Here is a 25,437-nt window from a genome sequence, read left to right on the forward strand (position 1 = left end):
CGGACCATCACTTTCTCGTATGGTGGAAACAACTTTCCGAAAAGAGTCGCCCATTATCGGCTACCAGCCAGTAGGTGCGACCATCGGATGGCACCGCCGCGCCACAGCCGGGGCGGCGCCAGCAACGAAGCCAGGGAAAGCAGAGGAACACGGTCATGGCAACGGCGCCCAGCGTCTCGTACTCGATGACGGTCCGTCTTGAGGTGCCCGCCAGCGGCACGGCGGTCTCTCAGCTCACCACCGCCGTGGAGTCCTCCGGCGGGTCGGTGACCGGCCTCGACGTGACCGCCTCCGGCCACGAGAAGCTGCGGATCGACGTCACCATCGCGGCCACCTCCACCGCGCACGCCGACGAGATCGTCGAGAAGCTGCGCGGCATCGAGGGCGTCACCCTCGGCAAGGTCTCCGACCGTACGTTCCTGATGCACCTCGGCGGCAAGATCGAGATGGCGTCGAAGCACCCCATCCGCAACCGTGACGACCTCTCCATGGTCTACACCCCGGGCGTGGCCCGCGTGTGCATGGCGATCGCCGAGAACCCCGAGGACGCCCGCCGCCTCACCATCAAGCGCAACTCCGTCGCAGTCGTGACGGACGGCTCCGCGGTGCTCGGCCTCGGCAACATCGGCCCGATGGCCGCGCTGCCCGTCATGGAGGGCAAGGCGGCCCTCTTCAAGCGCTTCGCCGGCATCGACGCCTGGCCGATCTGCCTGGACACCCAGGACTCCGACGCCATCGTCGAGATCGTCAAGGCGATCGCCCCCGGCTTCGCGGGCATCAACCTCGAAGACATCTCCGCGCCCCGCTGCTTCGAGATCGAGGCCCGCCTGCGCGAGGCCCTCGACATCCCCGTCTTCCACGACGACCAGCACGGCACCGCGATCGTGGTGCTCGCCTCGCTGACCAACGCACTTCGCGTGGTGGGCAAGGGAATTGGCGACGTACGCGTCGTCATGTCCGGCGCCGGCGCGGCCGGTACCGCCATCCTCAAGCTGCTGCTCGCGGCCGGTGTCAAGAACGCCGTCGTCGCCGACATCCACGGCGTGGTGCACGCCGGGCGCGACGATCTGATCAGCGCGAGCCCCGAGTCCGCGCTGCGCTGGATCGCCGACAACACCAACCCCGAGGGCCTGACCGGCACGCTCAAGGAGGCCGTGGTCGGCGCCGACGTCTTCATCGGCGTCTCCGCCCCCAACGTGCTCAACGGGGACGACGTCGCGGCGATGGCCGACGGCGCGATCGTGTTCGCGCTCGCGAACCCGGACCCCGAGGTCGACCCCGCGATCGCCCGCCAGAGCGCGGCAGTTGTGGCCACCGGCCGCTCGGACTTCCCCAACCAGATCAACAACGTGCTGGTCTTCCCGGGCGTCTTCCGGGGCCTCCTGGACGCCCAGTCCCGCACGGTCAACACCGAGATGATGCTGGCCGCGGCCGGCGCGCTCGCGGACGTCGTCGCCGAGGACGAGCTCAACGCGAACTACATCATCCCGTCGGTCTTCAACGACAAGGTCGCCGGAGCGGTCGCGGGAGCCGTCCGCAACGCCGCCAAGGCCGCCGGGGGCGCTGTGACGGCGCCCACGTCGGCCTGAGCTCCGGCGCGTCGCGGGATGCGGGCCCAGTAACGCCCCCTTAGGGTGACGGACCATGACCCGCATCCGCACCGGCCCCGGCCCGGGAGTTCTCACCCTGTCGACGGAGCGTCACCTCGATGAGGCAGTGGCGCTTTTCGTGTGACTCAGGGTGACTCGGGAGGGTGCCGGATTGGCTTTCCCGCCGTAGGTGGGGGCAGGATGCTTCCCCAAGGACTTCGTCCAGGGGGGACCCCCCATGGACGCGAGGGTCGTGACCCGGGTGCGGGGACTGTCCGAGGGCCCTGGCAGCATCGGCTTCGCTGTACCCAACATGCGGCTTCCGCCGCGTGGCACGCCTCACAGGCAAGAAGAACACGGGAGTAAGAACATGAACCGCAGTGAGCTGGTGGCCGCGCTGGCCGACCGCGCCGAGGTGACCCGCAAGGACGCCGACGCCGTGCTGGCCGCTCTCGCCGAGACCGTCGGCGAGATCGTCGCCAAGGGCGACGAGAAGGTCACCATCCCCGGCTTCCTGACCTTCGAGCGCACCCACCGTGCCGCTCGTACCGCTCGTAACCCGCAGACCGGCGACCCGATCAACATCCCGGCCGGCTACAGCGTGAAGGTCTCCGCGGGCTCGAAGCTCAAGGAAGCCGCCAAGGGCAAGTAAGCGTTCCTTGCTCTGCAAGGCCGCTTGGCAGCAACACTGAGGGCGGCCACCCTGGAAACAGGGTGGCCGCCCTTTTGCGTCGGCCCGCGGGCCGTGCTTGCTTCTTGTGCAGTTCCCGCGTCCCTGACAGCACTGGTGCCGGCCCGCGCGGGGGTGCAGGGGGCGGAGCCCCCTGCACGGTCAGACCAGCGAACCGTTGGGGAGCTCGACCTTCGCGCCCAGGCTCTCCAGCTTCTCCATGAAGTTTTCGTAGCCGCGGTTGATCAGGTCGATGCCGTGGACCCGGGACGTGCCCTGGGCCGCCAGGGCGGCGATCAGGTACGAGAAGCCGCCCCGGAGGTCCGGGATGATCAGGTCGGCGCCCTGGAGCTTCGTGGGGCCGCTCACGACCGCGGAGTGCAGGAAGTTGCGCTGGCCGAAGCGGCAGTCCGAGCCGCCCAGGCACTCGCGGTACAGCTGGATGTGCGCGCCCATCTGGTTCAGCGCCGAGGTGAAGCCGAGCCGCGACTCGTACACCGTCTCGTGGACGATGGACAGGCCGGTGGCCTGGGTGAGGGCGACGACCAGCGGCTGCTGCCAGTCGGTCTGGAAGCCGGGGTGCACGTCCGTTTCGAGGGCGATGGACTTGAGCGAGCCGCCGGGGTGCCAGAAGCGGATGCCCTCGTCGTCGATCTCGAAGGCGCCGCCGACCTTCCGGTAGGTGTTCAGGAACGTCATCATCGAGCGCTGCTGGGCGCCGCGGACGTAGATGTTGCCCTCGGTCGCCAGCGCGGCGGAGGCCCACGAGGCGGCCTCCAGGCGGTCCGAGAGGGCGCGGTGGGTGTAGCCGCCGAGCTTGTCGACACCGGTGACGCGGATGGTCCGGTCGGTGTCCATGGCGATGATCGCGCCCATCTTCTGCAGGACGCAGATGAGGTCCTCGATCTCCGGCTCGACCGCGGCGTTGGAGAGCTCGGTCACACCCTCCGCGAGCACCGCGGTGAGCAGCACCTGCTCGGTCGCGCCGACCGAGGGGTAGGGCAGCCGGATCTTGCAGCCGCGAAGGCGCTGCGGGGCCTCCAGGTACTGGCCGTCCGCACGCTTCTCGATGGTCGCGCCGAACTGGCGCAGCACCTCGAAGTGGAAGTCGATGGGCCGGCCGCCGATGTCGCAGCCGCCGAGGCCCGGGATGAAGGCGTGGCCCAGCCGGTGCAGGAGCGGGCCGCACAGCAGGATCGGGATCCGCGAGGAACCCGCGTGCGCGTCGATGTCGGCGACGTTGGCGGACTCGACGTGGGACGGGTCGAGGATCAGCTCGCCCGGCTCGTCGCCGGGGCGGACGGTGACGCCGTGCAGCTGCAGCAGGCCCCGTACGACGCGCACGTCGCGGATGTCGGGCACATTGCGCAGTCTGCTCGGGCCGCTGCCGAGAAGGGCGGCGACCATCGCCTTCGGCACGAGGTTCTTCGCGCCGCGGACGCGGATCTCGCCCTCGAGCGGGGTTCCGCCGTGGACAAGCAGTACATCGTCTGTGCCGGTCATGAATCTCGCGTTCCGGAGTGGTCGGGCAAGGGGCAGGGATAAAGGGTAAGGGGCTTTCACCCCTGCCCCGTAAGGCCGAGGAGGGTTCACGAAGGTAATGAATTCGCTACAGCACGCTCCGCGCAGGAAATTCAGCGCAGCGTCACGTACCCCGGTACTCGTCCGGGGGCGCACGAGGGAAGACGCCCTCTTGCTGCCGTGCGCCCGCCCGTCACCCGACCGCCACCCCTCAACGTCGCGCTTCGCGCGGCACCTTCCTATCCTCATCGCCCACTTATGCGGGATCATGTCCGCATGACCGAGGTGTCCTCGCTCACAGGGCGGCTGCTCGTCGCGACCCCCGCGCTCGCGGATCCGAACTTCGACCGCGCGGTGGTGCTGCTCCTCGACCACGACGAGGAGGGCACGCTCGGCGTGGTCCTGAACCGGCCGACCCCGGTCGGGGTCGGCGACATCCTGGAGTCCTGGGCGGGGCTGGCCGGCGAGCCCGGTGTGGTCTTCCAGGGCGGCCCGGTCTCGCTCGACTCGGCCCTCGGCGTCGCCGTCATCCCCGGCGACGAGGGCCCGCTCGGCTGGCGGCGGGTGTACGGGGCGATCGGCCTGGTCGACCTGGAGGCGCCGCCCGAACTGCTCGCCGCCGCCCTCGGCTCGCTGCGGATCTTCGCCGGGTACGCGGGCTGGGGCCCCGGCCAGCTGGAGGACGAGCTCACCGACGGCGCCTGGTACGTGGTCGAGTCGGAACCCGGTGACGTCTCGTCCCCGGAACCCGAGAGCCTGTGGCGGGCGGTGCTGCGCCGCCAGCGCAGCGAGCTCGCGATGGTCGCCACCTATCCGGACGATCCCTCGCTCAATTGACGCCCCGGCGACGCGCCTCCACCCAATCCGTTTGCCTTCAGTACCCTTGGTGGTTATGAGCACTCTTGAGCCCGAGCGCGGGGCAGGTACGGGGACCCTCGTAGAGCCGACACCCCAGGTGTCGAACGGCGACGGCGACCACGAGCGCTTCGCCCACTACGTCCAGAAGGACAAGATCATGGCGAGCGCGCTGGACGGCACGCCCGTCGTCGCGCTCTGCGGCAAGGTCTGGGTGCCGGGGCGCGACCCGAAGAAGTACCCGGTCTGCCCGATGTGCAAGGAGATCTACGAGTCCATGGGCGCCGGTGGCGACAAGGACAAGGGCGGCAAGGACAAGAAGTAGCCCCCGGACCGGATGGCCTGCGCGGCCCCCTGAGTGTGCGTGACGCACACCCGGGGGGCCGTTTTGCGTGTGCGGGTTGTCCAGACCTCTTGCCGGGGGCTTTGCCTCCGCCATAACCTCCTCCCTGTTGTGCAGTATGCGAAACGCTCGTTGCGTAGGTTGCAACGACCATGGGGAGGATCTCTGCCGTGAAGCTCACTGCCCGAACCGCCCGAGCTGCTCTGACTGCCCTGCCGCTGGCGGCACTTGCCCTCGCCGGCCTGGCCGCCTGCGCCCCGCAGACGTCCGACAACAGCGCCAAGAGCGACGACAGGAGCGGCACCCTGCGGGTCTGGCTCTTCCAGGAGGTGAGCAACGGCCCCAAACAGCAGGTGGTGGACAAGGCCGTGGCCGCCTTCGAAAAGGCCCACAAGGGCGCCGACGTGCAGGTCGAGTACATACCCGTCGACACCCGCGCCCAGAAGATCAAGGCCGCCTTCAACGACCCCGCCTCCGCGCCCGACCTGATCGAGTACGGCAACACCGACACGGCCGGCTATGTGAAGGACGGCGGACTCGCCGATGTGAGCGCCGAGTTCGCCGCCTGGCCCGAGGCGAAGGACACCGACCCGACGGCGAAGCAGTCCGTCACCGTGGGCGGAAAGGTCTACGGGGCCCCGCTGTTCGTGGGCGTACGCGCCCTCTACTACCGCACCGACGTCCTCAAGGGCCTCGGCCTCGCCGTGCCCAGGACCCAGGACGAGCTGATCGCGACCGCGAAGAAGGTCCACCGGGCGAAGCCGGACCTGTACGGGCTCGCGGTGGGCGGCGCCTACACCTACGGCGCGCTGCCCTTCCTGTGGGCCAACGGTGGTGAACTGGCCACCGAGAACGGCGGGAAATACACCTCGGCGATCGACAGCGAAGCCTCCCGCAAGGGCGTCGCCGCCTACACCTCGCTCTTCGGCGACACCAACTGTCCCGCCGCCAAGTGCGCGCAGATGGGCGGCAACGCCACCGTCACCGCCTTCGCGAACGGCAAGGCGGCCATGGCGATCGGCGGCGACTTCAACCACGCGGCCGTCGAGGCGGGGACCGTCAAGGGCAAGTACGCGGTCGTGCCGCTGCCGGGCATCGCGCCGGGCTCGGTCGCCCCGGCCTTCGCGGGCGGCAACAACATCGGCGTGCTGAAGAGCAGTTCGCACCGCACGCTCGCGGTCGGGCTCATGGAACAGCTCGCCGGCAAGGCCACCCAGCGCGAGCTGTTCGACGCGATGGGCTTCCTGCCGACGTACACCGACGTGCGCGCGGAGGTCGCGAGGAAGCAGCCGTTCGTCGAGCCGTTCGTGCGCAGCCTGGCGGCGGGTGCCAAGTCCGTTCCCGTGTCGCCTGGTTGGGGCCAGATCGACTCCTCGCTCGTGCTGCCGACGATGTTCCAGGAGATCGTCAGCGGCAAGAAGGACGTCGCCAAGGCGTCGGCGGACGCGGCGAAGAAGATGAACGACGTGTTCGGGGCGGCGGGTTGAGCCCCGCGACCGCCACACGGGACGCCGTACGGGTGCCGGTGGCGAAGCCGGCGCCGGGCCGCCGCTCGCACCGGCAGGGGGGCTGGACCCCGTGGCTCTACCTGGCCCCCGCACTCGCCGTCCTCGGCGCGCTCCTCGTCTACCCGATCTACCAACTCGGCCTGATCTCGTTCCTGGAATACACCCAGGCCCAGGTCAGCGGCGGTGAGCCGACCAGCTTCCAGGGCCTTGGCAACTACTCCGCGCTCTTCTCGGACAGTCAGTTCTGGTCGGTGCTGCTCGCCACGGTCGTCTTCGCGGCCGCCTGCGTGCTGAGCACTCTCGCCGTGGGCTGCGCGCTCGCGGTGCTGCTCACGCGCGTACGGGCACTGCCCCGGCTCGCGCTGATGCTGGCCGCGCTCGGCGCGTGGGCGACTCCCGCGATCACCGGCTCGACGGTGTGGATGTTCCTCTTCGACCCGGACTTCGGCCCGGTCAACCGGGTCCTGGGCCTCGGCGACCACTCGTGGACGTACGGCCGCTACAGCGCGTTCCTGCTCGTCCTGCTCGAAGTGGTGTGGTGCTCCTTCCCGTTCGTGATGGTCACGGTGTACGCCGGGATCCGGGCGATCCCGGGCGAGGTCCTGGAGGCGGCCGCGCTCGACGGAGCCTCGCAGTGGCGGATCTGGCGGTCCGTCATGGTCCCGATGCTGCGGCCGATCCTCACGGTCGTCACGATCCAGTCCGTCATCTGGGACTTCAAGGTCTTCACGCAGATCTACGTCATGACGAACGGGGGCGGGATCGCGGGCCAGAACCTGGTCCTGAACGTGTACGCGTACCAGAAGGCGTTCGCGTCCTCGCAGTACAGCCTCGGCTCGGCGATCGGCGTCGTGATGCTGCTGATCCTGCTGGCGGCGACGCTGGTGTATCTGAGGGTGCTGCGGGGGCGGGGGGAGGAGCTGTGAGTTCCGTACGTGTTCTTGTGGGTTTCGTACGTGTTCGCCGCCCGGGGCGGTTGGCTGCCGAGGCGGGCGCGCTGGTGGCGGCCGTGGTGGTCGCCTTCCCGCTGTACTGGATGGTGCTGTCCGCCTTCAAACCGGCGGGGGAGGTGCAGTCGGCGCACCCCCGGCCCTGGACGCTGTCCCCCTCCCTCGACTCCTTCCGCCGGGTCTTCACGCAGCAGGACTTCGGGCGGTACTTCCTCAACAGCCTGGTGGTGGCGGGCTCGGTGGTGCTGCTCTCGGCGCTGATCGCCTTCCTGGCGGCGACGGCGGTGACGCGCTTCCGGTTCAGGTTCCGCACCACGCTGCTGATCATGTTCCTGGTGGCGCAGATGGTGCCGGTCGAGGCGCTGACGATCCCGCTGTTCTTCCTGATGCGGGATCTGGGCCAGCTGAACACCCTGGGCTCGCTGATCCTGCCGCACCTGGCCTTCTCGCTGCCCTTCGCGATCTGGATGCTGCGGGGCTTCGTGAAGGGGGTGCCGGTGGCGCTGGAGGAGGCGGCGGCGCTGGACGGGGCGAGCCGGACGCGGTTCCTCTGGCAGATCCTGTTCCCGCTGGTGTTTCCGGGGCTGGTGGCGACAAGCGTCTTCTCCTTCATCGCTGCCTGGAACGACTTCCTGTTCGCGAAGTCGTTCATCATCAGCGACACGTCGCAGTCCACGCTGCCGATGGCACTGCTCGTCTTCTTCAAGCCGGACGAGAACGACTGGGGCGGGATCATGGCGGCGTCGACGGTGATGACGCTGCCGGTGCTGGTGTTCTTCGTGCTGGTGCAGCGGAGGCTGGTCTCGGGGGTGGGGGGTGCGGTCAAATGACGCCTGGCTCCGCCGGTTCCGAGGGTGCGGCGGGGTTGGCCCTGGGCCGGGCGGGGGCGCTTGCGCTCTGCCCTGGAGCCCCGGGGGCGTTGTCCCCACCCGCCCGCCCGTTGCCCGGCGTTGGCCGGGCTGTGCTCCTGGGGCTGTGCGCCAGGCCCTGGGGAGCTTGCCCATCCGCCCGCCCGTTGCCCGGCGTTGGCTGGGCTGGGCCCCTGGGGCTCCGCCCCGGACCCGCCGGGGGCTGCGCCCCTCGCCCCGCTTCGGGGCTCCGCCCCGGACCCCGGAGGCGCTGGCCCGCCCTCCCCGCGGGGGACTTCGCCCCGCAACGCCCCAGCGGCACGCGCAGCGGCAGATCCAGCCCCTCCGGCGCTTGAGGAGCGGGGGCCTGGGGGCCGCGCCCCCGATGCCGTCCGCCGTCCGCATCCGACCCGGATCCCCCGGAGGGTCTCGGGAAGGGGCGGGGCGGGGAAAGAAAGAGCCGCACCCGACACACCGCATCTCAACGAAAGGACCCCATGGACATCGCCCCGGACACCCACACCCCCAACAGCTCCCGCGACCCTCACAGCCTCATCCCCGCCCCCACCAGCACCAGCACCCTCCACACGGCCCAAGAACCCCCCACCCGGCACGCCCTGCACCCCCACACCACCCTCCACACCGCCCCCGGCACCGAACCCCTCGCCGCCCTCCTGCGAGGGACCGTCGGGGCCGCCACCGGGCTGGCGCTCCCCGACGGTGCCACCGGCCAGGACCGCATCGTGCTGCGGATCAGCCCGGAGGTCGCGGGGCGGCACGGCCCGGAGGGATACCGGCTGTCCACGGACCGCTCCGTCGAGGACGTCGCCGTACTCATCGAGGGCGGCAGCGCGGCCGGCGTGTTCCGGGGGATGCAGACGTTCCGTCAGCTGCTCGGGCCGGATGCCTTTCGCCGGGCCCCGCTGGAGAGCGGGCGCGACTGGGACCTCCCCGGGGTCACCGTCGAAGACGGGCCCCGCTTCGCCTGGCGCGGCCTCATGCTCGACGTCTCACGGCACTTCATGCCGAAGGACGGCGTGCTGCGCTACCTCGATCTGATCGCCGCCCACAAGCTCAATGTCTTTCATTTCCACCTCACCGACGATCAGGGGTGGCGCGTCGAAATCAAGCGGTACCCGCGGCTCACCGAGGTCGGAGCCTGGCGCAGTCGTACCAAGTGGGGGCATCGCGCATCACCCCTGTGGGACGAGAAGCCGCACGGGGGCTACTACACCCAGGAGGACATCCGCGAGATCGTCGCGTACGCCGCCGAGCGGCATATCCGGGTCGTCCCCGAGATCGACATCCCGGGGCATTCGCAGGCCGCCATCGCCGCGTACCCCGAACTCGGCAACACCGACGTCATCGACACCGCCTCCCTCTCCGTCTGGGACACCTGGGGCGTCAATCCGAACGTACTCGCCCCCACTGACAACACCCTCCGCTTCTACGAAGGGGTGTTGGAGGAGGTGCTCGAGATGTTCCCCGAGGAGACCTCGCCGTTCATTCACATCGGCGGGGACGAGTGCCCCAAGGAGCAGTGGCAGAAGTCCGACCTCGTACAGGAGCGGATCCGTGAGCTCGGGCTCGCCGGTGAGAACGAGCTCCAGTCCTGGCTCATCCGGCACTTCGACAGCTGGCTGAGCGCGCGCGGGCGTCGGCTCATCGGGTGGGACGAGATCCTGGAGGGCGGCCTCGCACCCGGCGCCGCCGTCTCGTCCTGGCGCGGCTACGGCGCCGGGATCGCGGCCGCCGAGGCCGGCCACGACGTCGTGATGTGCCCCGAGCAGCACGTCTACCTCGACCACCGCCAGGCCGGCGGCGAGGACGAGCCGATGCCCATCGGATACGTACGCACCCTGGAGGACGTCTACCGGTTCGAGCCCGTGCCGCCGCAGCTCGGTCCCGAGGCAGCCGCCCACATCCTCGGCACCCAGGCCAACGTGTGGACCGAGGTGATGGAGAACCAGTCCCGCGTCGACTACCAGGTGTTCCCCCGGCTCGCAGCCTTCGCCGAGGTGGCCTGGAGCGCCCTGCCCGCCCCCGCCGACCGCGATTTCGCCGATTTCGAGCGGCGAATGACCGCCCACTACAAGCGACTTGACGCGCTCGGCGTCGACTACCGTCCGCCGACCGGCCCGTTGCCGTGGCAACAGCGCCCAGGTGTGCTCGGACGCCCGATCGAGGGGGCGCCCCCAAACAGGTGAGCCCTGGCTCAAGAGGGTGCTCGGAGGCCGTGTCCCTGGGAGCGTGACCCCAGGTCACGGCCGCCCCGGCCGTGTCCGGCTGCGAGGAAGACCGCTGTGACGAACACCCGGCGTGCGGAACAAGGCGTACCGCATAAGTCGTACAAGGCTTTCCAAACCGGAACATTCCCCAGGTCGGGGACGGAAGCATGCTTCGCGGACCCTCCCGTCGGCCGGTCCGGAAGATGTGCCAGAGTTGCCACGTCCGGGCTGTGAGCACGTACGGTACGGCCATCAGCAGGTGGCTACAGACGGCACAGCCGGTACGGCCGGGACACCGGGAAGGGGCAGCTGGGTTGACCACGCACGCACCGCAGGCGGCGCAGTCCGTGACGCTGCCTGCCTCACTGGACGAGGCCGTGGCGGCGCTCGCGGCCATGCCTGCCGCCGTGCCCGTCGCGGGCGGCACCGATCTGATGGCGGCCGTGAACCGGGGCCTTCTGCGCCCCGCGGGCCTGGTCGGGCTCGGCCGGATCAACGAGATCCGCGGCTGGCAGTACCAGGACGGCCACGCCCTGCTCGGCGCCGGTCTCACCCACGCCCGTATGGGGCGCCCGGACTTCGCGGCGCTCATTCCGGCGCTCGCCGCGGCCGCTCGCGCCGCAGGTCCCCCGCAGATCCGCAACGCGGGCACCCTGGGCGGCAACATCGCCTCCGCCGCCCCGACCGGTGACGCGCTGCCCGTGCTCGCCGCGCTCGAAGCCACCCTCGTCATCGCGGGCCCGGACGGCGCACGGCGGGAAATCCCCGTGTCGCACCTGCTGGCCGGCCGGGACATGCTCGCCCCGGCCGAGTTGATCGGATATGTCCGGGTGCCGCTGTTGCACGCTCCCCAAGTTTTCCTCAAGGCGACCGGCCGCACCGGCCCCGGCCGCGCCACCGCCTCGGTCGCCGTCGTCCTGGACCCGGCCCGGCGCGGGGTGCGCTGCGCGGTCGGCGCCATCGCGCCGATGCCGCTGCGGCCCCTGGAGGCCGAGCGCTGGATCGCCTCGCTCATCGACTGGGACGGCGAGCGCGCGGCGCTGGCCCCGGAGGCACTCGGCGCGTTCGGCGAGTACGTGGCCGCCGCCTGCATCCCGGACCCGGCGCCATCCGTGGACGGTGCACCGCCACCGCCCCTCTCGCCGGCCGTACTGCATCTGCGGCGCACCGTCGCCGCGTTGGCCCGACGAGCACTGGGGAGGGCGCTGTCGTGACCGACCGGAACAACGAGCACGAGCCCGAGCGCGGACACGAGCACGGCTACGGCCAGGTGCCCCGGCACGGCGGCTGGGAGCCCGTTCCGCACGGCGGCGAGTACGAGCCCGACGCCACGGCCTTCGTCCAGCTGCCCCCGGACATGGACATGATGGGCGCCCCGCTGGCCGCCCCCGGCCACGGCTACGTACCGCCGATGATCGTGCCGCTCACGCCGGCCGCCGCGACGGACCCGGGCGCGACCGGCGTCTGGCGCATCCCGACCGAGCTCACCGGGCAGCCCACCCCCGACGCCGACCCGGCGCCGGGTGCGCAGACCGTGGTGTGGCCGGAGCCCGCCGCGCCCGCCCCCGTGCCCGCGACCCCGACGGAGCCCGCCCACGACCCGGCCGCCACGGCCCAGTGGAACTTCGCCGACGAGCCCTCCCTCGCGGGCACCGGCCAGTGGACCATCCCGGTCGCCGAGGGTGAACTCCCGGAAGAATCGGGCGAGTTCACGACCTCCTCGCTGATCGAGCAGTGGGGCTCGACCCCGCCCGCCACCCTCCCCGGCGGCGCGCCCGCCCCCTGGGCGAACCAGCTGCCCGAGGCCCGGCAGCCCGAGCCCCGGCCCGAGAACCACCCCGAGATCCAGGAGTCCGCGGCCCAGGAGTCCGCGCCGCCCGCCGCCGGCATTCCGGATGTACGGGACGTATCGGATGTCGCCGGGCCGACGGACGGCGCCGCCCGGCAGCCGCACCCGCAGTCACCTCCCCAGTCGCATCCGCAGCCGGAACCGGAAGCCGTGCGCGGGCCCGAGCCCCTGCAGGAAGCGCCCGCCGCCGAACCCGTACCCGAAACGGCCGAAGCACCCGAAGCGGCCAAGTCGCTCGAAGTGCCCGAAGCGTCTGAAGCGCCCGAATCGGTCGAACTTCCCGTGTCCCAGACCGAAGCCGAGCCCGAGCCGGATTCCGGGCCCGCGCCCGAGGTCGCCGACGACCCCGGGACCGACCCCGACCCCGCACCCGAGCCCGTCGTGGAAGCGGCGCCCGCCCCCGACCTCGAACACCCCCGCGCCTCCTACGTGCTGCGCGTCAACGGCGCCGACCGGCCCGTCACCGAGGCCTGGGTCGGGGAGTCGCTGCTGTACGTGCTGCGCGAGCGGCTCGGGCTCGCCGGGGCCAAGGACGGGTGCTCGCAGGGCGAGTGCGGAGCCTGCAACGTCCAGGTGGACGGGCGGCTCGTCGCCTCCTGCCTGGTGCCCGCGGCCACCACCGCCGGCAGCGAGGTCCGTACCGTCGAGGGGCTCGCCACCAACGGCGAACCCTCCGACGTCCAGCGGGCCCTCGCCGAGAGCTGCGCCGTGCAGTGCGGATTCTGCATCCCCGGCATGGCCATGACCGTGCACGACCTGCTCGAAGGCAACCACGCCCCCACCGAGCTCGAAACCCGCCAGGCGCTCTGCGGCAACCTGTGCCGCTGTTCCGGCTACCGTGGCGTCCTCGACGCGGTGAAGGACGTCGTGGCGGGCCGCGAGGCGGCCGGGGCGGTCCCCGCCGAAGAGGCCCGCATCCCGCACCAGGCACCCCCCGGGGCCGGCAGCGCCAAGCCCCCGCACACGCACGACGGAGGCATGGCGTGAGCAACGACGCAGCCACCGCGACGGTCGACGGCGCCTCCCCGGCGGCGGCGCCGGAGCAGCAGGCGCCCGCGCACGGGATCGGCGCGTCGCTCGCGCCGGTCGACGCGCGCGCCAAGACCGAGGGCACCTTCCCCTACGCGGCCGACCTGTGGGCCGAGGGCCTGCTGTGGGCGGCCGTGCTGCGCGCCCCGCACGCCTGCGCCCGCATCGTCTCGATCGACACCTCGGCCGCGGTCGCCATGCCGGGCGTACGGTCCGTGGTGACCCACGCCGACGTTCCGGGCGACCCGGCGTTCGGCCGCCGCATCGCCGACCGGCCGGTCTTCGCCGCCGAGTTCGTACGCCACCACGGCGAGCCCATCGCGGCCGTGGCCGCCGACCACCCGGACACCGCGCGCCTCGCGGCCGCCGCGATCGCCGTCGAGTACGAGGTGCTCGAACCGGTCACCGACCCGGAGAAGGCGTTCGCGGCCGAACCGCTGCACCCCGACGGCAACCTGATCCGGCACATCCCGCTCCAGTACGGCGACCCCGAGGTCACCGGCGAGGTCGTCGTCGAGGGCCTGTACCGGATCGGCCGCCAGGACCCGGCCCCGATCGGCGCCGAGGCGGGCCTCGCGGTGCCCCGGCCCGACGGCGGCGTCGAGCTGTACGCCGCCTCCACCGACCCGCACAGCGACCGCGATCTGGCCGCCGCCTGCTTCGGCCTGGAGCCGGACCGCGTCAAGGTCGTGGTCACCGGCGTGCCCGGCGCGACCGGCGACCGCGAGGACCTCGGCTTCCAACTCCCGCTGGGACTGCTGGCGTTGAAGACGGGCTGCCCGGTCAAGCTGACCGCGACCCGCGAGGAGTCCTTCCTCGGCCACGCCCACCGCCACCCCACCCTCCTCCGCTACCGCCACCACGCGGACACCGAGGGCCGCCTCGTCAAGGTCGAGGCGCAGATCCTGCTCGACGCGGGGGCGTACGCCGAGGCCTCCTCCGAATCCCTGGCCGCCGCCGTCGCGTTCGCGTGCGGCCCGTACGTCGTGCCGCACGCCTTCGTCGAGGGCTGGGCGGTGCGCACCAACAACCCGCCGTCCGGGCACGTCCGGGGCGAGGGCGCCATGCAGGTGTGCGCGGCGTACGAGGGCCAAATGGACAAGCTGGCGGCGAAGCTGGGCCTCGACCCGGCCGAGCTGCGCATGCGCAACGCGCTTGCGACCGGGGATCTGCTGCCCACCGGCCAGACGGTGACCTGCCCGGCCCCGGTGGCCGAACTCCTCGCCGCCGTAAGGGACTTCCCGCTTCCGACCCTCCCCAAGGACGCCCCCGAGGACGACTGGCTGCTGCCGGGCGGCCCCGAGGGCGCGGGCGAGCCGGACGCGGTCCGGCGCGGCGTCGGCTACGCGCTCGGCATGGTCCACATGCTCGGCGCGGAGGGCACCGACGAGGTCTCCACGGCCACCGTCAAGGTCCAGGACGGCGTCGCCACGGTCATCTGCGCGGCCGTCGAGACCGGCCAGGGCTTCACCACGCTGGCCCGCCAGATCGTCCAGGAGACCCTGGGCATCGACGAGGTCCACGTCGCCCCCGTCGACACCGACCAGCCCCCGGCGGGCCCCGCGACCCACGGCCGCCACACCTGGGTGTCCGGCGGCGCGGTCGAGCGCGCGGCCAAGATGGTCCGCACCCAGCTGCTCCAGCCCCTGGCGCACAAGTTCGGCATGTCCACGGAGCTGCTCCAGATCGCCGACGGCAAGATCACCTCGTACGACGGCGTGCTGTCCACGACGGTGACCGAGGCGATGGACGGCAAGGAACTCTGGGCCACCGCCCAGTGCCGCCCCCACCCCACCGAGCCGCTGGACGAGACGGGGCAGGGCGACGCGTTCGTGGGCCTGGCGTTCTGCGCGATCCGCGCGGTGGTCGACGTCGACATCGAGCTCGGCTCGGTCCGCGTCGTCGAACTCGCCGTGGCTCAGGACGTCGGCCGCATCCTCAACCCCCGCCAGCTCGCGGCCCGGATCGAGGCCGGCGTGACCCAGGGCGTGGGCGCGGCCCTCACCGAGAACCTGCGTACGGTACGCGGCCGGATCCGCCACCCCGACCTCACGGGCTACGCCCTGCCGACCGCGCTCGACGCCCCCGACATCCGCATCGTGAAACTGGTCGAGGAACGCGACGTGGTGGCCCCCTTCGGCGCCAAGGCGGCGAGCGCCGTCCCGGTGGTCACCTCGCCGGCCGCGATCGCCTCCGCGGTCCGCGCCGCGACCGGCCGCCCGGTCAACCGCCTCCCGATCCGCCCCCAGGCGGCGGTGGTCCAGCAGGGCTAGTGGTTCGGCCGGCGCCGGAGCAGGTCGACCACGCCCGTCAGGCTCTCCTCGGCACTGCTCTCGGCCAGGCGCCGCCGCATCAACGCGAAGTACGGAACGAGCAGTTCGGGGCTGACGCCCTGCTGCTCGGCCGTGTCGAGGAAAGTCGGGGTTCCGGCCACCTGCATGCCGAGGTTGGAGACGACCCCCTTGGTGTAGTCGCCGCTCTTCAGGTGGTCGGCCGTCTGGTGCACCGACGGCGCCATCGCGACGAGCCAGTCGGCGAGCAGCGGGGCGAGCGAGGCGGGGTCGATGTCCTCCTCGCGGATCAGGGCGAAGGCGTGCGCGGCTCCCGCGAACATCCCGTACATGGCGCTGAGCAGCGCCACGTCGTGCAGCGCCGCGAAGCCCGCGTCCTCGCCGACGTAGGTGGTGCCGACCGGAACGGCCAGTGTCTCCCGATGCCGCTCGAACAGCTCGCGCGAGCCGCTGTAGAAGACGTAACCGCCCGCTTCGGGTACGCCGATCATCGGCGGTACGGCCATGATCCCGCCGTCCAGGTAGCGGGCGCCCCGCTCGCGCGCCCACGCGCCGCGGGCCCTGGCCTGGGCCGGAGTGCTGGTGGTCAGATTGACGAGGTCCTTGCCGGCCAGGTCCGCCCCCGCAAGGGCGTCACCGACAGACTCGTCGTCCAACAGGCACGTGATGACAAGGGAGTTGGCCGCCACGGCCTCGGCGGCACTGCCGGCGGCCCGCGCGCCTTCGGCGGCGATCGTGGCAGCGCGGGCGGGGCTGCGGTTCCAGACGGTGAGCGGGTGCCCGGCGGCCAGCCAGGTACGGGCGAGGGCGGAGCCCATGGCGCCGAGGCCGAGGAGAGTGAGCGAGGGCTTCTCGGGGTGATCAGGGTGCTGTGTCATGCGGTTCAGGCTCGCCGCGACCCGATGCATGATCAAGTACGCACTTGGGAGTGGGTGGTTACCCTGGGGTGAGTGAGCAGGTCAGAGCGTTCTGGAGGGGGTGGGGCATGACGACGCTGAACCGGCCGGGCGCGCCGGACGGGCACATCTGCGGGATCGACACCGCGATGGAGGTGATCGGCGGCAAGTGGAAGGTGCTGATCCTCTGGGCCCTCCACGAACACCCCTGTCGCCGCTTCGGTGAACTGCGCCGATTGCTGCCGGGAATCACCGAGAAGGTTCTCGCCTCGCACCTGCGCGAGATGGAGGCGGACGGCGTGGTGAGCCGCGTCTCGTACGACCAGGTGCCGCCCCGCGTCGAGTACGCGCTGACCGAGGACGGGGCGCTCCTCAACGAGGCGCTCGAACCGCTGGCGGCGTGAGGCCGCGCGCGGGCGACGGGCCCGGCCGAGGTGAATCCCGGGACATGAGTACGGCCGCCGATTCACCCCTGAGTGCCCTCTGACGCAGAACCCGTGGGATCTCCCTCCCGTACGCTGACGGCAAAGATTCCGTAATGCACGCGTACAGAACGGGAGTTGGGGATGGCGTCAGGGGCGGCGGCGCAGGGTTCGGGCGGCGGGGATCTCGTCGCGCACGCCGATGATCTCGGGGTGATCGGCTCGGACGCGCACAAGCTGTACGACGGATTCCGGCGCGACGGCGATCACGCGAGAGCGGCCACCTTCGAAGCGGCGCGGGCGCTCAGCGCGGACAACTTCACCAGTGGCGCCGCCCTGATGAAGGTCCACGACACCTGGCAGAGCCAGTACACGACGCTCCGCGACGCCTGCGCGCAGATCTCGAACCACCTCGACTACTCGACCGCCCAGCACGGGAAGGACGACGCGCGCGTACAGGGCGCCCTGGCGGCCGTCTCGGTGATCAGCGGCTACATCAACTAGCGGACGGATAGCGGCAGTTGCTGAAGTACGCGGATGTGGTGAACGCGCCGGTCGACAAGCTCAAAACGGCGGTGGACGACTGGTCCGACATGGCGCGCAGCCTGAAGAGGCTGTCCGACGAGGCGCACGACGGCATGCGGGTGCACGCCGAGACGGCCAGGTGGGCCGGGGTGAACGCGGGGGTTACCCGCGAGTTCGTCCGCAAGACGGTGAAGGAGTTCGCGGACGCCGAGCAGGAGGCCGAGGGTGTGCACCGGCTCCTGCTCGATGCGTACACGGAGTTCAAGAAGGCGAAGGACGGGCTGCAGGCCGTTCTCGACGGCGCGGAGCAGAACGGCATCGCGGTCGACGGGAAGGGCCGGGTCGTGGCCCGCCACCCGGTCGCGGACGACGCTGCGAGGCGACACGACCCCGAGTACGACGGGCTGGCGAAGGACATGAAGGCCGAGCGGGAGCATGTCGCGGCCTGGCAGCGCAAGGTGGACGCGCTGATCGCCGGGTGCGACGCGGCGGACGAGTCGCTGCGCCTCGCCCTGACGGCGAACCTCCCGAACGAACACGACTTCAGCGCACCACGGTTCGCCTCCCTGGACGACGAGGAGGCCGCGCGGGCGGTCGACCTGGCGAAGCGCGTCACGGGCGAGGGCGGCACGGCCCGCAACGTGGAGGAGCTCAAGCAGCTCCAGACCCTGCTGGACGCGAACGCCCAGGACCCCGAGTTCTCGACGTCCTTCTACCGGCGGCTCGGCGCGCAGGGAACGCTGGGGTTCTACACCCGGCTCTCCCTCGACGCGACGGGCCTCGGCCCGGCGGGCCTGGACCGGGCGGCGATGGTCCGCCACGTCCAGGACGACCTGGGCCCGATGCTGGGCCTCGCCACGAACCCGCACACCCCCGGCCACCTCGACGGCCCCTGGACGACCGACCTGATGCGGGCGGGCCGCCGCCCGGTCGACGTCAGCGGTTTCGCGGGCGCGGGGACGAAGGTGTACGGGTACCAGGCACTGGGGGCGCTGCTGCGGCACGGCACGTACGACAGGGAGTTCCTGCTGCCGGTCGCCCGCGACATGGTGGGGTTCGAGCACCAGAACCCGAAGGTCTTCGAGCAGGGTGTACCGCAGGTCCCGGGCATGGCCCTGAACCTCGACCCGTCGGGCGGCCGGGGCTTCGACCCGCTGACCGGCCTGATGTCGGCGATGTCCAACAACCCGGAGTCGTCCGCGGAGTTCTTCAACGAGCCGGTCCGTTCGGACAGCGACGGCAACGGCCTGGTGACGGCGGACGACGCGGCGGTCCGGGCGCCCGGTGGCGGCCGGCTCAGCATGGTCGACCACCTCCTGGACAAGCCCCCCACGGACGACCGCTACGACGCCCTCCCCGACGCCCGCACCCCGTACCAGTCCGCCCTGGGCAACGCCCTGGAGGCAGCGGTCACGGGCCGCATCCCGGGCGACGAGACGGCGAAGCCGGTGGAGCACACGGCGGCGATGGCGAACGTGATGGAAAAGGTGGTCGCGAAGATCGGCGCGGATCCGTCCTTGATCCTGGGCGAGGACGATGCGCCGGGGAAGCTGGAGGGGCTTTCGGGGAACTTTGGGAATATGGCTGCGGAGTATATGGCTGATATTCAGGCGAGGGTCGAGAACGGGGCGGATCAGGCCAAGCCCTTCGGGGTGCTGGCGAAGTTCGCCGACACCGGACAGCTGGCCCATTTTCTGGGAGCCGTGGCCCAGGACCCCGATGCGTATGGCGCGATCACGAATGCTCAACAGGCGTATACGACACTGCTGGTGCGTGACGTGTTCGCCCACCCGGAGAACCATGGCTCCGATGTGGGGGAGGCTATTCGCAATGCGGTCTACCCGGGGGGTGAGATCTCGGGAATCATGACCCAAGCCCGCGTCGAGGCGATTTACGAGAAGCATTCAGCGGCGGATGCCCAGTTCAACACCGCTGTCGAGGACAACGTCGAGTGGACGAACCGCATCATCGACGCGGTGGGCGCGAAATATGTGGAGATGATTCCGGTTGGGGGCGACGCCGTGGAGTGGCTGAAGGAGGAAATCTCCAAGTCCTCCCTCGAGAACGCCCAGCAGGACTCCTCGGGGTTGGCGGCTCAGGAGGCTGCGACCGCGTACTCGCAGGCTGAGGAGAAGGTCAAGCGATCCGCGGCGGACGCCGTGTCGACCGCAGGCAGGAGCGCGGGTGCCGCGGGACATGACGTCCAGGAGTACCGGGGCACGGCTTCCACCGGTGCCGCGGCGGGCCATGTCGCAGGCCGGAGCTTCCTGGCCAGCTCGACCGCCCCCGGCGGAGGGAAGTGACCCGCCGCCAGTGGGGCTCGCGTTCGGCGGGCCGCACCCGCGGGGGCAGGAGCAGCAGGACGGCGACGATATCGCTCGCCGTCGCACTGATGGCGATACCGGCAGTCGGTGGATGCTCGGGCGGTTCGGAGGCGGACGACCATGTCGTACCCGCGCTGCCGCCGAAGGTCTGCTGGCGAGCGTTCGACGGGACCGCGGTTGCCGCTCTGCTGCCGAAGGCCACGGACCCGAACGCGGAGATCAAGGGCGACCCGGTCTTCGATCTCTACGGGCGCTTCAAGTCTGCGGGCTGCCAGATCCATGTCGACGGGGAATCTCGGTTCACCGCTTGGGGAGACCGCTCGTGGTCAGCGGGAAGCGATCTGGAGAAGCACGTCTGGAACTCGCTGACACAGTTCGGGCCCACGCCCATAGCGGCGGGAGACAAGGGCATTGTCTTCCGCGGCGGCGCCAGGGCCTACTTCCGTTGTGAGCGCCCCGGCCTGCCACCGTCACCGAGCAATGTCTCCCCGGCGGAGGTCGAGGTCGTCGAGCTGGGCTTGACCGCGAACAGTGCACCCAGCACGCAGCATGTGACGGACGTACTGACCACCCTGATGAAGCAGTACGTCCAGTTCGCCAAGCAGAAGCTCAAGTGCCGGAATTGATCCGGCTGTTGGAGGCCGTGACCGGAATCGAACCGGCGTAACTCGCTTTGCAGGCGAGCCCCTCAACCACTCGGGCACACGGCCGTGTGCTGGTGCGTTGGAATGACCGTAGGGGGCGGGTGCGGGGGAGGGGAAGGGTGTCCCGCTGGGTGCAACGGGACTGCCATGCGGCGTTCATGTTCGGGCGTGGGACTACGACTATTCGGGTAGTCGGGATCCCACCTTTTGACAGGGGCCAGTACGCAGTACGCCTCTTACTCTGGCCGGATGAGTGCCCTTGAATCCTCCGGACCCCGTACGGATGCCCCGACCGCTGACCTCCCCGGAGGGGGTGTCGCCGGGGGGATTCTGGGGCGGGAGTACCGCGCGCTGAGCTTCGGGATCGTCACCGTCGTGCTGCTCATCGCCTTCGAGGCGACCGCCGTGGGTACGGCCATGCCCGTCGCGGCGCGGGAGCTCGACGGGGTGTCGCTGTACGCCTTCGCCTTCTCCGCGTACTTCACGACGAGTTTGTTCGGGATGGTCGTCGCGGGGCAGTGGGCCGACCGGCGCGGGCCGCTCGGGGCGCTCGGGGTCGGGATGTCGGGGTTCGCGGCGGGGCTGCTGCTGTCCGGGACCGCGCTGAACATGTGGACGTTCATCGCGGGGCGGGCCGTGCAGGGGCTCGGCGGCGGCCTTGTGATCGTCGCGCTGTACGTCGTCATCGGGCGGGCCTATCCCGCGCGGCTCCAGCCGACGATCATGGCGGCGTTCGCGGCGGGCTGGGTGGTGCCCTCGGTGGTGGGGCCGCTCGTGGCGGGGACGGCCACCGAACAGCTGGGCTGGCGCTGGGTGTTCATCGGGATTCCGGCGCTCGTGGTGTTCCCGCTGGCGCTCGCGCTGCCCGCGACGCGGCGGATGGCGTCGGGGCCGGCCGATCCGTCGGCGCCCGTCGAACCCTTCGACCGGCGCCGGATCAAGCTGGCGCTGGGGATCTCGGTCGGGGCCGGGCTGCTGCAGTACGCGGGGCAGGAGCTGAGGTGGCTGTCCGTGCTGCCGTTCGTGGCGGGCGTGGCCCTGCTCGCCCCGGCGGTCGCGGGACGGCGCGCCCTGCTGCCGCACGGCACCTGGCGGGCGGCACGCGGACTGCCCGCGGTGGTGCTGTTGCGCGGGGTGGCGGCGGGGTCGTTCATCGCGGCGGAGTCGTTCGTGCCGCTGATGCTCGTCACCCAGCGCGGGCTCACGCCGACGATGGCCGGGCTGTCGCTGGCCGTGGGCGGGGCGACCTGGGCGCTGGGCTCGTACGTGCAGGCCCGGCCCCGGATGGAGGCGTACCGGGAGCGGCTGATGGTGGCCGGGATGGTGCTTGTGGCCCTCGCGATAGTGGCCGCGCCGAGCGTGCTCGTCGCGGCGGTGCCGGTGTGGGTGGTCGGCGTCGCGTGGGGCGTGGGCTGTTTCGGCATGGGCATGGTGATCGCCTCGACGAGCGTGCTGCTCCTGAAGCTGTCGGCCCCGCAGGAGGCCGGCGCGAATTCCGCCGCCCTCCAGATCTCGGACGGCCTGTCCAACGTGCTGCTGCTCGCGGCGGGCGGGGCGGGGTTCGCGGCGCTGGGCGGCGGCGCGGTCTCGGGTCCGGCCGCCTCGCATCCGGGGGCGTTCCTGGTGGTGTTTCTGCCGATGGGGGTGGTGGCGCTGAGCGGGGCGTTCGTGGCGGGGCGGGTGGGGGAGCGGGGCTGAGCGGGGGAGCCCCACCCCTGTGAGGCCGGTCTCAACCCCGGCCCGCCGGGAGGCGTTCCGCCGGGGTCGGCCGGCCCGCGCCGGTAAGGTGGCCCGGTTGTCGTACGTAAGCGCCGGCGCCCGAACCCGCCCCGGCCCGCCGAACCGGACGGAGTTCAGCCCCAGCCCCAAGCCAGCCGGTGCCGATCCGGACGAAGCCCAGCCCCGCCTCAATGCCGCAGGTGCCGACCCGGAAACAGAGCCCCGCCCAGCCTCGGCGCAGCCCCCGGCCCCAACCCCGACGCCCCTGACCCCGTACAACCGAGAGCCCCGAACCGGAGACCGTGACTACTACCGCCTCCCACCACCTCTCACCCGCCTTCCCCGGCCGCGCCCCCTGGGGCACCGCCAACAAGCTGCGTGCCTGGCAGCAGGGTGCCCTGGAGAGGTACGTCCAGGAGCAGCCGCGCGACTTCCTCGCCGTCGCGACGCCCGGCGCCGGCAAGACGACCTTCGCGCTGACGCTCGCGTCGTGGCTGCTGCACCACCACGTGGTCCAGCAGATCACCGTCGTCGCGCCGACCGAGCACCTCAAGAAGCAGTGGGCGGACGCGGCGGCCCGCGTCGGCATCAAGCTCGACCCGGACTACAGCGCCGGGCCGCTGAGCCGCGAGTACCACGGCGTCGCCGTCACCTACGCCGGTGTCGGCGTGCGCCCCATGCTGCACCGCAACCGCTGCGAGCAGCGCAAGACCCTGGTGATCCTGGACGAGATCCACCACGCCGGCGACAGCAAGTCGTGGGGCGAGGCCTGCCTCGAAGCCTTCGACCCGGCCACCCGGCGGCTCGCGCTCACCGGTACGCCCTTCCGGTCCGACACCAACCCCATCCCCTTCGTCACGTACGAGGAGGGGAACGACGGCATCCGGCGGTCCTCCGCCGACTACACGTACGGATACGGCAACGCGCTCGCCGACGGGGTCGTGCGGCCCGTCATATTCATGAGCTACAGCGGCAACATGCGCTGGCGCACCAAGGCCGGTGACGAGATCGCCGCCCGGCTCGGCGAGCCCATGACCAAGGACGCCATCTCGCAGGCCTGGCGCACCGCGCTCGACCCGCGCGGCGACTGGATGCCCAATGTGCTGCGGGCCGCCGACCAGCGGCTCACCGAAGTCAGGAAGGCCATTCCGGACGCCGGGGCGCTCGTCATCGCCTCCGACCAGGACTCCGCCCGCGCCTACGCCAAGCTGATCCGCGAGATCACCGGCACGAAGGCCACCGTCGTCCTCTCCGACGACACCGGCGCCTCCAAGCGGATCGACGAGTTCAGCGAGGGCGACTCCCGGTGGATGGTCGCCGTCCGCATGGTGTCCGAGGGCGTCGACGTGCCGCGCCTGGCCGTCGGCGTGTACGCCACCACCATTTCCACCCCCCTCTTCTTCGCCCAGGCCGTCGGCCGTTTCGTGCGTTCGCGGCGGCGCGGCGAGACCGCTTCCGTTTTCCTCCCCACCATTCCGATGCTGCTCGGCTTCGCCAATGAGATGGAGGTCGAGCGCGACCACGTGCTCGACAAGCCGAAGAAGGACGGCGAGGAAGAAGACCCGTACGCCGAGTCCGAACAGGAAATGGACGACGCGAACAAGCAGCAGGACGAGGACACCGGGGACGACATGCTCCCCTTCGAGGCCCTCGAATCCGATGCCGTCTTCGACCGGGTCATGTACAACGGCGCCGAATTCGGCATGCAGGCCCACCCGGGAAGCGAGGAGGAGCAGGACTATCTCGGGATTCCCGGGCTCCTCGAACCGGACCAGGTGCAGATGCTGCTGCAGAAGCGGCAGGCCCGGCAGATCGCGCACAGCCGCCAGAAGCCGGCCGAGCAGGCCGATCTGCTCGAAATGCCCGCCGAGCGGCGCCCCGTCGTCTCGCACAAGGAACTGCTCGAACTGCGCAAGTCGCTGAACACGATGGTCGGCGCGTACGTCCACCAGAGCGGCAAGCCGCACGGCGTCATCCACACCGAGCTGCGCCGGGTGTGCGGCGGGCCGCCGAGCGCGGAGGCCACGGCCGGCCAGCTCCGCGAGCGGATCAAGAAGGTCCAGGAGTGGGCGACCCGCATGAAGTAGCGGGTGCACACTGCGAACGGGGCCCGGCGTGCGTTGCCGGGCCCCGTTCGATCCCTTGGGTACGGGATGCGTACGAGGACCGGCCCCCACGGACGCCCCTCGGACGACTGCCACAGTAATGTCCCGGTAAATCCATTCCGGTCGCCCAAGGTCCTCACCAAGACGGACTTAGGTCCTGAACGTGATCGAACAGGGATCAAATTCGTCGCCCACGGACATTATTTGTCCATCCGTTGGGGCTGGTTCGCCCATTCCATGGGGCCCGGAATTCTGATCGCGCCCGGATTCTGGACGAGGTCTTCCGCTGAGCGGTGTCCGCTCGCTACTGTCCCGGCCATGCAAACGCCCCGTGGCAGCGTCGCCGCGGAGCGCAGCCGGTGCCTTGGCCTCGCCGGCGGGCTCTGCGCGCGATGCCGATGGGACCGGCGCCGCGAACCACGTGAGAGTGCCGCCGCGACTCACCACTTAAGGAGTGGGTGTCGTGACCGCGGAGACCTCCCAGACGCTCGACCGGGGACTACGCGTCCTCAAGCTGCTCGCCGACACCGACCACGGTCTGACGGTCACCGAGTTGTCCAACAAACTCGGCGTCAACCGCACGGTCGTCTACCGCCTGCTCGCGACCCTGGAGCAGCACGCCCTCGTACGACGTGACCTGGGCGGCCGCGCCCGGGTCGGGCTCGGCGTGCTGCGCCTGGGCCGCCAGGTGCATCCGCTGGTCCGCGAGGCCGCGCTGCCCGCGCTGCGCTCGCTCGCCGAGGACATAGGCGCCACCGCCCACCTCACCCTCGTCGACGGTTCGGACGCGCTCGCGGTCGCCGTGGTCGAGCCGACCTGGACCGACTACCACGTCGCCTACCGGGCCGGGTTCCGCCACGCCCTGGACAAGGGCGCCGCCGGCCGGGCGATCCTCGCGGCCCGCCAGGCCGGGGGCCTCGCCGAGCCCGGGTTCACCCTCACCCACGGCGAGCTGGAGGCAGGCGCGAGCGGGGCCGCGGCGCCGCTGGTCGGGGTCACCGGGATAGAGGGGAGCGTCGGCGTGGTGATGCTCGCCGACGCCGTGCCCGAACGGGTCGGGCCCCGTGTCGTGGACGCGGCGAGGGAAGTGGCCGACGCCCTGCGCTGAGCCGACGCCCTGC

20 protein-coding genes and 1 tRNA gene are annotated in these 25,437 nt (G+C 71.2%); 18 read left to right on the plus strand and 3 right to left on the minus strand.

From position 1 onward, the window contains the following. Positions 1-155 precede the first annotated feature (155 nt). Together IE206_RS26230 and IE206_RS26235 are read left to right on the plus strand one after the other, a co-directional pair. Positions 156-1,589: an NAD-dependent malic enzyme gene (locus IE206_RS26230; protein WP_189966165.1), complete on the plus strand. Its 1,434-nt coding sequence runs from the start codon at positions 156-158 to the stop codon at positions 1,587-1,589. Between the two features lie 370 nt (positions 1,590-1,959). After that, positions 1,960-2,241 carry an HU family DNA-binding protein gene (locus IE206_RS26235; protein ID WP_003968811.1) on the plus strand — a complete coding sequence of 94 codons (282 nt, stop codon included), beginning with the start codon at positions 1,960-1,962 and terminating at the stop codon, positions 2,239-2,241. A 180-nt stretch (positions 2,242-2,421) separates the two neighbouring features. On the opposite strand, the gene murA is transcribed toward IE206_RS26235, so the two are convergent. Next, entirely contained in the window at positions 2,422-3,762 is a 1,341-nt protein-coding gene (gene murA / locus IE206_RS26240) for a UDP-N-acetylglucosamine 1-carboxyvinyltransferase (protein ID WP_189966167.1), read from the minus strand. 294 nt (positions 3,763-4,056) lie between these two features. Between murA and IE206_RS26245 the strand changes: the two genes are divergently transcribed. From IE206_RS26245 to IE206_RS26285, 9 genes are all read left to right on the plus strand, one after another. Beyond that, on the plus strand, positions 4,057-4,617 hold the full coding sequence (locus tag IE206_RS26245; protein WP_053727200.1) for a YqgE/AlgH family protein: 561 nt from the start codon (positions 4,057-4,059) through the stop codon (positions 4,615-4,617). A gap of 55 nt (positions 4,618-4,672) precedes the next feature. Then, positions 4,673-4,960 carry a DUF3039 domain-containing protein gene (locus IE206_RS26250; RefSeq protein ID WP_078966510.1) on the plus strand — a complete coding sequence of 96 codons (288 nt, stop codon included), beginning with the start codon at positions 4,673-4,675 and terminating at the stop codon, positions 4,958-4,960. 188 nt (positions 4,961-5,148) lie between these two features. Continuing rightward, on the plus strand, positions 5,149-6,465 hold the full coding sequence (locus tag IE206_RS26255; RefSeq protein WP_226598939.1) for an extracellular solute-binding protein: 1,317 nt from the start codon (positions 5,149-5,151) through the stop codon (positions 6,463-6,465). Then, complete coding sequence (locus IE206_RS26260; protein WP_189966171.1) at positions 6,462-7,412, plus strand: carbohydrate ABC transporter permease; 951 nt, start codon at positions 6,462-6,464, stop codon at positions 7,410-7,412. Before IE206_RS26255 ends, IE206_RS26260 begins: the two co-directional genes overlap by 4 nt. Continuing rightward, positions 7,409-8,266 (plus strand): carbohydrate ABC transporter permease, encoded by an 858-nt coding sequence (locus tag IE206_RS26265; RefSeq protein WP_189966173.1) that lies wholly within the window; start codon positions 7,409-7,411, stop codon positions 8,264-8,266. The genes IE206_RS26260 and IE206_RS26265 overlap by 4 nt, the downstream gene beginning before the upstream one ends. 515 nt (positions 8,267-8,781) lie before the next feature. Further along, the gene (locus IE206_RS26270) at positions 8,782-10,491 is read left to right on the plus strand and encodes a beta-N-acetylhexosaminidase (RefSeq protein WP_189966175.1); all 1,710 of its coding nucleotides are present in this window, start codon (positions 8,782-8,784) and stop codon (positions 10,489-10,491) included. Between the two features lie 335 nt (positions 10,492-10,826). Continuing rightward, the gene (locus IE206_RS26275; RefSeq protein ID WP_189966177.1) at positions 10,827-11,726 is read left to right on the plus strand and encodes an FAD binding domain-containing protein; all 900 of its coding nucleotides are present in this window, start codon (positions 10,827-10,829) and stop codon (positions 11,724-11,726) included. Continuing rightward, positions 11,723-13,348, plus strand: coding sequence for a 2Fe-2S iron-sulfur cluster-binding protein (locus IE206_RS26280; RefSeq protein WP_373300986.1), 1,626 nt, complete (start codon positions 11,723-11,725; stop codon positions 13,346-13,348). Before IE206_RS26275 ends, IE206_RS26280 begins: the two co-directional genes overlap by 4 nt. Beyond that, the gene (locus IE206_RS26285; RefSeq protein ID WP_189966179.1) at positions 13,345-15,663 is read left to right on the plus strand and encodes a xanthine dehydrogenase family protein molybdopterin-binding subunit; all 2,319 of its coding nucleotides are present in this window, start codon (positions 13,345-13,347) and stop codon (positions 15,661-15,663) included. The genes IE206_RS26280 and IE206_RS26285 overlap by 4 nt, the downstream gene beginning before the upstream one ends. Here IE206_RS26285 and IE206_RS26290 read toward each other — a convergent pair. After that, positions 15,660-16,559, minus strand: a complete 900-nt coding sequence (locus IE206_RS26290) for an NAD(P)-dependent oxidoreductase (RefSeq protein WP_189966181.1) — start codon at positions 16,557-16,559, stop codon at positions 15,660-15,662. The two genes, IE206_RS26285 and IE206_RS26290, sit on opposite strands and share 4 nt — an antisense overlap. A gap of 107 nt (positions 16,560-16,666) precedes the next feature. Between IE206_RS26290 and IE206_RS26295 the strand changes: the two genes are divergently transcribed. From IE206_RS26295 to IE206_RS26310, 4 genes are all read left to right on the plus strand, one after another. Next, a complete protein-coding gene (locus IE206_RS26295; protein WP_189966183.1) occupies positions 16,667-16,981 on the plus strand; it encodes a winged helix-turn-helix transcriptional regulator in 315 nt (104 codons plus the stop codon). A 162-nt stretch (positions 16,982-17,143) separates the two neighbouring features. After that, the gene (locus IE206_RS26300) at positions 17,144-17,503 is read left to right on the plus strand and encodes a hypothetical protein (protein ID WP_189966185.1); all 360 of its coding nucleotides are present in this window, start codon (positions 17,144-17,146) and stop codon (positions 17,501-17,503) included. A 17-nt stretch (positions 17,504-17,520) separates the two neighbouring features. Next, positions 17,521-19,827 carry a DUF6571 family protein gene (locus IE206_RS26305; RefSeq protein ID WP_189966188.1) on the plus strand — a complete coding sequence of 769 codons (2,307 nt, stop codon included), beginning with the start codon at positions 17,521-17,523 and terminating at the stop codon, positions 19,825-19,827. A gap of 89 nt (positions 19,828-19,916) precedes the next feature. Continuing rightward, entirely contained in the window at positions 19,917-20,474 is a 558-nt protein-coding gene (locus tag IE206_RS26310) for a hypothetical protein (protein WP_189966190.1), read from the plus strand. Between the two features lie 9 nt (positions 20,475-20,483). Here IE206_RS26310 and IE206_RS26315 read toward each other — a convergent pair. Further along, positions 20,484-20,558, minus strand: a tRNA-Cys gene (locus IE206_RS26315). A gap of 183 nt (positions 20,559-20,741) precedes the next feature. On the opposite strand from IE206_RS26315, the gene IE206_RS26320 reads away from it, so the two are divergent. The 3 genes from IE206_RS26320 to IE206_RS26330 all read left to right on the plus strand — a co-directional run bounded on the left by IE206_RS26320 (position 20,742) and on the right by IE206_RS26330 (position 25,424). Next, positions 20,742-22,190: an MFS transporter gene (locus tag IE206_RS26320; protein ID WP_189966192.1), complete on the plus strand. Its 1,449-nt coding sequence runs from the start codon at positions 20,742-20,744 to the stop codon at positions 22,188-22,190. Between the two features lie 323 nt (positions 22,191-22,513). After that, the gene (locus IE206_RS26325) at positions 22,514-24,298 is read left to right on the plus strand and encodes a DEAD/DEAH box helicase (protein WP_189966194.1); all 1,785 of its coding nucleotides are present in this window, start codon (positions 22,514-22,516) and stop codon (positions 24,296-24,298) included. Positions 24,299-24,779: 481 nt separating this feature from the next. Then, positions 24,780-25,424 carry an IclR family transcriptional regulator gene (locus IE206_RS26330; protein ID WP_189966196.1) on the plus strand — a complete coding sequence of 215 codons (645 nt, stop codon included), beginning with the start codon at positions 24,780-24,782 and terminating at the stop codon, positions 25,422-25,424. Positions 25,425-25,437 lie beyond the last annotated feature (13 nt).

It is taken from the genome of Streptomyces violascens, from assembly GCF_014649955.1.
GTDB lineage: Bacteria > Actinomycetota > Actinomycetes > Streptomycetales > Streptomycetaceae > Streptomyces > Streptomyces violascens.